The sequence below is a fragment of the Bradyrhizobium sp. 197 genome (assembly GCF_023073375.1).
Classification (GTDB): Bacteria; Pseudomonadota; Alphaproteobacteria; order Rhizobiales; family Xanthobacteraceae; genus Bradyrhizobium.
Map to the genome: position 1 here is coordinate 1 of NZ_JADPJJ010000061.1, position 8,212 is coordinate 8,212.

Consider the following 8,212-nt stretch of genomic DNA (forward strand, 5'->3'; position numbering starts at 1 on the left):
CCGAGGGAACAATATAGCCACCGTCCGAAAGCGAACAGAACAAATTGCCGATTTTTCCTAGGCTCAGGACGCTTGGCCTTCCCCTAGGTCCAGGCACCTGCAGCGGCCCCGGCCCACAATGCCCAAAAACCCCCCACGGCCGGGGCCGTCTCTGCCCCGCTCGCGCCAATTGAAGACAGCGGCCCCGCGCCTTCCGCAGGTGGAGCAGACGAAGCGCTCCTCGACGTTGGACGGTAATTTACGTTCCGAGACCGGAACTGAACTTTCCTTTTTTGATTTTGGAGTCGTCGTTAATGGCACAAGGACGCTCCATGTCTCAGCAACGCCGCAGAGTGAAGCACAATCTGTCCCTTGAAGAACGATTGGGCGAGCACGCCACCCAGCTCAAAGAACAAGCTGCCCAACTCCCCGCTGGTGCTGAGCGCGAGCGGTTTCTCAGGAAGGCGCGCTTAGCCGAGACCGGCGCGCATCTGAGCGAGTGGCTGACCTCGCCTGGTCTGCAGCCCCCGAAGTAAGCCGCGTCGGCAGCGCATGTAGCGCTCGAAGACTTGGTGGCCCATCGCGGCGGTACCGGCCGGAGGCAAGCCGCTAGGATTTGTGGCGGGTGACCGCTGCCTCGCCAAGTGTGAACTTTCCCGATCCGTTCACCCGTTGAAGGCATTGGTGAATTTGGCGCGTTCAGAATGCAACGGGCTTGCCAGCACCATTGAGCCGGTCGTGCTCCGTCCCACGCTGAATCTCGTGGCGCCTATTTTGCAGTGCGGAATTTAGTATCTATTGGAGCGGAACAAGCGCCTTGTCATTCCATCACCGGCCCATCACGGTATCTATCGGTGACTGAGAGCTGCTCGTGCTCCCGCCATCACGCGGAGCCACCCCATGCTAACCAGAAAAAAACAAACCATTCCCATCACCGTTCGACTTGCCCAGTTGGCGGACGAAGCCGGCCGGCGCGCAGAGGCAGCACCGCCCGGAGCGAAGCGCGAAGCTCTCCTGAGAGCCGCGCGCATAAGCGAAACCGCCCTCCAGCTTCAGCAATGGATTAGCTCCCCAGGATTGAAACCGCCGACCTAACTGCGGACGCCGGCCCGAAAAAAGAGGCCGCCTCAGCTGACGGCATCTTTCCGGTTGGCCGATCACGTCTTCCGATAGGTACTGGCCTGCTTCCGTCCTCGGTGGCGTAGTTTCATTTTGGGAGTGGCCTGATTTGACGAAGGGCGAACCGATATCTGCGGCGACCGATCAGCGGAACTCCCAATCCTAACGTTCGTTAATCAGCATGAACTGACCAATTTTGCAGGGATTGGCTTCATGGGCCTCGAGCGAATGCACTCTCCGAAGTACTGGCGGAACCGCGCGGAGGAATTTCGCGCCAAGGCAGACAATTGCGAATATCCCGAAACCCGAGACGCGCTTCGCACTGTTGCCAAGAACTACGAAGCACTCGCGCGGAGCGCCGAGCAAATCCGCACCGTACAACAAGCGGCGGAGTAGCCACCCATAAATGTCCCAATGGACGAAGAGTAAGGCCGCCTCAGTGGGCGGCCTCCTGTGCTTACGGATCCGGAGCAAAGTAGTTAGACTTTCGGCGCCACGCTGTTACTGCCGTGCCTCTACTAGCGACATACGCGGACTCGTTTGACGATGCGGCGGCCGTGATAGCCGCGGGTCACCACGGTGCGCGTCGTACAGACTTTGCGGGGGACGTAGTGATACCGCACGCTAGTGGCTTCCGAGCCAGCGATGCCGCTCAGCGCGGGGTGGCCAGGGAGTGCAGCCGCTGGGGTGATAAACGCAGGAACTCCGAGCAGAGCCACAGCTGCGAGTGTATAGATGATTTTCTTCATTGGATTTTCCTTCACGCGCGAGCCCCCAAAAGTGTTGTAAGTCGCGCGTATGAATGCGGAATGAACATGGCTCTCGCCAGACTGCCCGCAACTCAATCTCACCACACGAGACGGAAACCGCCGGTGCCCTTGTAGCTGTGATTGTCCGCAGTCTCGGCGAGGCTTGCGTTGTAGGTGACCTCACCAAAGACGGAATAGCGCCCGTTGGCCCAGCTGTAGACGCCGCCGCCGCCGATGCTGCCCCACAGCCGATCGTTGGCGTTGGCAAAGCTGGTGCCGGCGACGTTGACGATGCTGCCGTTCAGGAACTCGTAGTGCAAATTGGCGATGGCATAGACGTCGGAGCGCACGATGCCGGAGCCATCATTCCACATCTTCTGATGATTGAGGGACAGCCCGGCGCGCCCGAGCAGGCTTTCCGCATTGGTCAGCGACACCACCGCCGCGAAGCGGTCCGCGAACTGATCGAATGCGACCTTGGAATAAGCGAGCTGCCCTTGCGGTGTCAGCGACCAGCCGTTGCCAATACCGATACGCTTGCCGCTTTCGACGCTGAAGGAATAGCCGAACCCTTCATTGCCGTGGGTCATGCTGCCCGCCAGCACCGAGGACAGATTGCTGCGGTAGAACATGGTCTGCGCCTGGCCATCGACATAGAAGCCATTGTCGCCATACCAGGTGGCGGTGGCGCCGACCCCGGTGCCCTCGGCGCGGATGCGGCCATTGCCGAAGAACGATGCGACATTAGCGGTAGCGAGCCCATATTGCGCAGTGAGGCCCACGATCATTCGGCCCCAGCTGTTCTCCAGCGCGAGGCCATCAAGTCCGACCTGGACCTTCATCTGATCGGATTTGTAGGTCGAGCCGGTCGTGGTGGTCGGCTGAAGGTCGGCGTGCCTGCCCTCGATGCGGCCCCAGAAGGCCGAGGGTGTAGCTGAGCCGACGCTCGGTGCCGGCGTGGTCCCAGCACGCGCCATGGCATCGCTGCCGCCCCAATAGCGGTTGCCGACGCGCTGCTGCAGGGTCGGCAGGTCGTTCAGGCCGAGCAGCACCTGGGCGTAGTTCTCGTAAAGCGGAACGCCGGGCTGGTACAGCGGGCCTGCGGGCGCTGCTGCGAGCGGATTGATCAGCGATGAGCGCAGATACCAGTCGCCATCGGCGGGCGTGCTGACGCCATTCTGCTGTAGCGTATAGGCGAAGGCGCCGCCGACCACCGCCTGCTGGCCCGCCAGCACGTAGTTGCCCTGTAGCGCAAACGTGCCGTTCGAGGCGCCGCCGACGTCGACCACTTTGATGCCCTCGACAGTCGGTGCGCCAGCGCCCCCGACATTGGTCACCTTTAAATTCGTCGCGCCCGAGGTGCTGCCGCCCACGACGAGGCGATCGGTCACTGAACTGTCGCCGCCGAGCGCGGTGTTAAGATTGATCGTGCCGCCACTCCCCGCATAACCGCCGGTGACGGTGAGCGTGGTGCCGGGCGCGCCGCTCAAGTTCACGAGACCTGCATTGTCGAGCGAGGCGACGGTCTGGTTGAAGCCGGCGAGATCGAGCGTGCCTCCGCTCAGCACCGTATGAGCGGAGAGAGGGCTGAACACGTTCGTCGCTCCGGCCAGCAGTGTCCCGGCGCTGACAGTGGTATCGCCGGTATAGATGTTGTTGCCGATCAGTACGGTCACGCCGCTGCCGATCTGGTTCACCGCGCCGCTGCCGGAAATGATCCCTCCGAACGTCATGGTGTCAGAGCGGTTGAACGCCAGCGCGCTGTTGTTGAGCACATCGCCGACGATAGACCCGCTGGTGCCACCATTGCCGAGTTGCAAAGTGCCGGCATTGATCATCGTGCCGCCCGAATAGGTGTTGTCGCCGGTGAGAACCGTCGTCCCGCCACCGTTCTGTTCCACCGCGCCCGAACCGGAAATCGCGCCGGGCATGATGAACGCGTTTGAGCGATTGAAGGCGAGAACGCTGTTGTTGAGCACGTCGCCGGCAATGGAGCCTGACGTCCCGCCATTGCCAAGTTCCAGCCTCCCGGCGGAAATCGTGGTCAAACCCGTATATGTGTTATTGGCCGTGAACACGGTCGTGCCGGGGCCGATCTGGTTAACCGCGCCGCCGCCCGAAATCAGCCCGCCGAACGTCAGCAAATTGCTGCGGTCGAACGCGAGTGTGGCGCTATTGACTACGTCCCCGGCTATCGAACCTGTCGTGCCGCCGTTGCCGAGTTGCAACGTACCTTCCGAAATCGTGGTGCCGCCGGCATAGGTGTTGGTGCCGGTCAGGATCAATCTGGAGCTGCCGCTCTTGGCCAGCGCACCCGCGCCGCCGATCACGCCCGCCAGAGTGAGGTCCGCCAGCGTCTGGATGGTGCCGCCGCCGGCATTGACGGTCATAGTGCGTGCGGAGCTGAATGATGCCGTGTTCTGCAGCGTGCCGCCGTCGAAAGTGACGGTGCCAGCGGCGGCGCCGAGATTGGTGTTGCTGGAGACTGACAGAGTGCCTGCGAGGATTTGCCACGAGGTGACGGTGTTCGTACCTGCCGTCGCTCCTGTCAGCGTCCATGTGCTGGTGCCGACCTTCTGGAAAAATTCAAAATTATTGTAGGTACGGCTAGGGGCCGGAAAGGTACCTGAGCTGATCTGCGAAACGTCCAAGGTCGCATCGACGCTACCGCCCAGCCTGAAGGTATCGGTTCCAAACGATCGGATAGTCGCGCCGGGGTTCATGCTCCCTCCCGCGCGGAGCTCGTAAACATTGGCGCCGGATCTGAACAGAATGCCGTCCGAAGAGCCGTTGTTGATGATGGTCGTGCCACCATTACCATTAAATGCTCGCATGGCGCCATTGTTGAGGAGAGTGAAGTTGCTCGTCTCAATGGAGCCGAGCGCCGTCGACCCTGTGATCGTGCCGTTGTTCGTCAGCGAGTTGTTGTTGATGGTGACGTTGAACGTGCCCCGGTCGATGGTCACTCCGGGTTTGGTCACTGCTGGCAAGGCAGTGGGGTCAGCTACGGCGATATTGCTCGTCACGGTGATGGTCGAGGCGGGATCGCCATCGGCATTCGCTGCGACGATGGCGGCGCGAAGCTCGGTCTCATTCGATGCGACATAATTGGCCGCATTGCCTGACTGGGGACTAGCCAGCGTCAGCGCGCCGCAAGACATGCCAAGAAGAAGTGCATTGCGCGTTCTATTCTTTATCATCCGTATCCCCGAGCATTGCCGCGAAGCTCTGTTGCACCGCAATCTGCTTCTTCTTGATTCCCTCGATGCTAATCGTAACAATTAGAACGCGTTGTAGCACCCCAGTCACACCTGGCGTTGTAAAGACAACACAACTAAGACAGTAACTGATGCCGAGCACCGTCGGATTGGCGATACCGAATTTGTGGTGATACCGCTGGGGCTGGTCGGCATCGCACCGCCGGACCAATTGGTCCCTACCGCCCAGTCCGTGCTGGTCGCGCGCGTCCGATTCTGTGCCAGGGCGGGCGACGAAAAGGCTAACAAGGACAAAGTCGTTGCAACACGGAGGAGAAGGCCTAACCGCTCTCCTGGCGACAAGCTGACGCGTTTAGCCCCGCTAGCATTGCACCCATGCAGCCGCACCCAATTGCATTCGCGCATGGTGCCCCATTCCCAATCCCATGCTCCGTCAACGCGTGCGCTTGCAGCGCTCAGTACATTAACAGAGATGGCTGCAAGCTAGAGGACCATCGACGCGCGTCAATGGTAACTGCGCGTTCATTGAGCGGAACCGGCGACGGTGTGTCGTATGCGCAACGCAAGGTGGTAAACCGTTTCTTACAGCGAATCGGTTTGATCGAGAATGAGCTGCTCGTCTTTCACGTCGAGGCTGAAGCAAGGGTGCGGGAATGAAAGGGGCCCCCAATCACGACCGTCTGGGCTACGATAGAGGTGGCCGCGTGGGCACCGGCGGGGCGCGGCGACAAGTTCCTACGGGAGAGCGCACGCTGGCGGCTTCAGCCGATGAGCACCACCAGCTTCAGACCTGCGCAAACGAGCATTCCCCACAACGCGAAGTTAACCAGCAGCGCATCGCCCATTGACGTGCCCACCATGCATGTGGCCGATGCGCAGATTGGCGATGATTCGCGCCTGTTGCCACACAATCCGGTTGTGCGCCGCACCCGGCCTCGGATTCCTGAAGGGAATGACAAAAACTGCCATGCGCTATTTTGTGGGTCCGCACGTGTGCGCCGAGATTTCCCCATCGGCATTGAACCTCAGGATCGCGCGAACCGCACCTTCCCGCACGATGTACGAGATCAGCGCTCCATCAGCGGCTTGCTGAAGATTGTCGAGCCGGGATGCGGGATATTTGATCAAGCGATCAATCCGATACGTGCGTCGGCCTTCCTTCAGAGCCGGTGATGGTCTTCATGCCACCGCAGCCGCAGCAAATGACTGCTGGCATGAGGGAAGGGCCGAAGCGTCGATGGGTAGCTTTCACAAAAGCCGGTCAGCCGGTTAAGAAGTGACAAAGGCGCTGGCGCGGCGTCAACTCGTCAAGGAATGATAGCCCGCAACGCGGCGTCGCCTGCGGGCGTGATTCGATAAGAGCCGCTCGCGTTGCCTCGTACGATCCACCCCTTAGCGATCATCTTCAGAAGACTGCTGTGCCCCGTGGGGCCAAGTTTTCCGGGCGGGAGCTCCTGGCCGTTCCGTAGCTTCGAGAGCGCATTGCGCTCAACATATGACGGAAGGTGGTCAGCTCGCGGCGGCACTTAATCCTTACGCTCGATCAATCACTGATCAGCGAATTTATCAATTTGAGCAGCCCCTGCCGCTCTGGACCGAGTGCGCCTTGGCGAAGAAACCTTCCAACCTCAATATAGGAAACTAGACCACCTGAACTGGGATTGGGCTGATGCTTGATCATAGGTGTGTTCGAAGAGGGATGACGCGCCAAAAACCAGCTGTCACCATTGCTACTCTTGTAAATTAACCGGCCGCTCATCTCGATATAATTGCTGCAAGGCCCGAACGTTTCGCGTTCAGGCTTTTGGACACCATGAACCCTATGAGCCCGCTCCGCATGCGCTTTGAACAGCTCTGTCGCTTTCAACTAATTCTTCACCGGTGAGAGGAGGAAGCAATGGCACGATTCAGATCCAGAAAGCGTCTGATGTCCCTGGCCTCAACTATCGGTCCTCAGTGAGTTACACTGGCAGGGCCGGCGGCTTGCAGGGCATGAGTGTGCACCATCAGTCCACTCCGACTGGCGCTGCAAAGGCCGCTCTTGACCAGGGTCAAGCCTATCTCTTTTTGACGGAAGACCGCGGTGACGTGTTCGTCACTTGGTAATGTCCGCGCGCATGTTGGCTCGGGCCACAGGCGGTCGGGCAGTCGCGGCCCCGTCTCTGATCGCCCCCCAATTTCGATCTAGGTTAGCTCCCGCGCTATCAGCAACACCGCCCTTTCGAGCGCGTAGAATCCCTTTGGGACAAAGTCCGCCATTGCACTTCCGCTTGTGCTCCGCATATGGCCGACGCGGCAGGCTGGTGCGGACCAGCTTTTCGGGAGCTACCCTATAGCCGCGCCGATTAATCAGGCCTTCCGAAGTTGGACGACCTTGCTTTGTTTCTTTCCGGTCATAGCATCGTCGATGTGTCGGGCTATGCGATCCGCGGCCGCCAAAAGCGCCGAATCAATTTTGTGAAGATAGCCCATCGTCACGTTTCCTTTTTTGGAATGGCCAATGAGCGCTTTGATCGTCGGTATGGTGTAGCTGAGATCCTCAGCGGTGGAGCTAAAGGAATGCCGTAGGCCATGGCTAGTAATGCCTGGCACGTCCTTTGCGGACACTTTTTGGAGCCATCGGGTCAACCCGGTGTGGTGTTTCGCCTCGGACGTTATGGATGGAAACACATACTTCGACTTGGACTTGGCCATTGCGGTCTTCAGGACGGCAATGACAGCTGGCCCAACGGGGCGAATGCTCTTGCCCGTCTTGCTGCCCCCCAAGCGAAGTGCCATCCCAACGGGATCGACCTCGGTCTTCAGCAAACCCTCTACCTCGTCCAAGCGGCAACCGGTCATCGCAGATGTGCGGCTTGCGAGGACACGCTGCCAGTGTTCTCCGTTTGCCTCAGCAGCGGCGAGACACTTTCCGAGGCGACGATACCCGGCGTCATCCAGGCGCCACTCCCTGGTTTGATCCTTCGGCCGCCTGATGCCTCGAATCGGGTTGTCCGGCCGGTAACCTTCATCGACCGCGTAGCTGAAGATACCGCCGAGGAGGCCCATTGAACCGCCCCGGGATTGCCGGAGGCTCCAACTCTTGAGAAGGTGGAGCCATGACGAGCAAGACAACGAACAAGTTTTCACCCGAGGTCCGGGCGCGTG

Annotated in this window: 6 protein-coding genes; 2 read left to right on the forward strand and 4 right to left on the reverse strand. The window is 60.1% G+C overall.

All coding sequences use genetic code 11. From position 1 onward, the window contains the following. Window positions 1–311 precede the first annotated feature (311 nt). Window positions 312–515: a hypothetical protein gene (locus IVB27_RS14420; RefSeq protein ID WP_247444204.1), complete on the forward strand. Its 204-nt coding sequence runs from the start codon at window positions 312–314 to the stop codon at window positions 513–515. 367 nt (window positions 516–882) lie between these two features. Here IVB27_RS14420 and IVB27_RS14425 read toward each other — a convergent pair whose 3' ends face one another. Together IVB27_RS14425 and IVB27_RS14430 are read right to left on the reverse strand one after the other, a co-directional pair. Beyond that, on the reverse strand, window positions 883–1,038 hold the full coding sequence (locus tag IVB27_RS14425) for a hypothetical protein (RefSeq protein WP_247444205.1): 156 nt from the start codon (window positions 1,036–1,038) through the stop codon (window positions 883–885). A gap of 907 nt (window positions 1,039–1,945) precedes the next feature. Continuing rightward, window positions 1,946–5,047, reverse strand: a complete 3,102-nt coding sequence (locus IVB27_RS14430; protein ID WP_247444206.1) for an autotransporter family protein — start codon at window positions 5,045–5,047, stop codon at window positions 1,946–1,948. Between the two features lie 786 nt (window positions 5,048–5,833). Here IVB27_RS14430 and IVB27_RS14435 point away from each other — a divergent pair. Further along, entirely contained in the window at window positions 5,834–6,238 is a 405-nt protein-coding gene (locus tag IVB27_RS14435) for a hypothetical protein (RefSeq protein ID WP_247444207.1), read from the forward strand. A gap of 370 nt (window positions 6,239–6,608) precedes the next feature. Here the strand turns inward: IVB27_RS14435 and IVB27_RS14440 are convergent, their stop codons facing one another. After that, window positions 6,609–6,932 carry a hypothetical protein gene (locus tag IVB27_RS14440; protein WP_247444208.1) on the reverse strand — a complete coding sequence of 108 codons (324 nt, stop codon included), beginning with the start codon at window positions 6,930–6,932 and terminating at the stop codon, window positions 6,609–6,611. Window positions 6,933–7,414: 482 nt separating this feature from the next. Then, a partial coding sequence (locus tag IVB27_RS14445; protein WP_247444209.1) for a tyrosine-type recombinase/integrase occupies window positions 7,415–8,212 on the reverse strand: 798 nt, incomplete at its 5' end.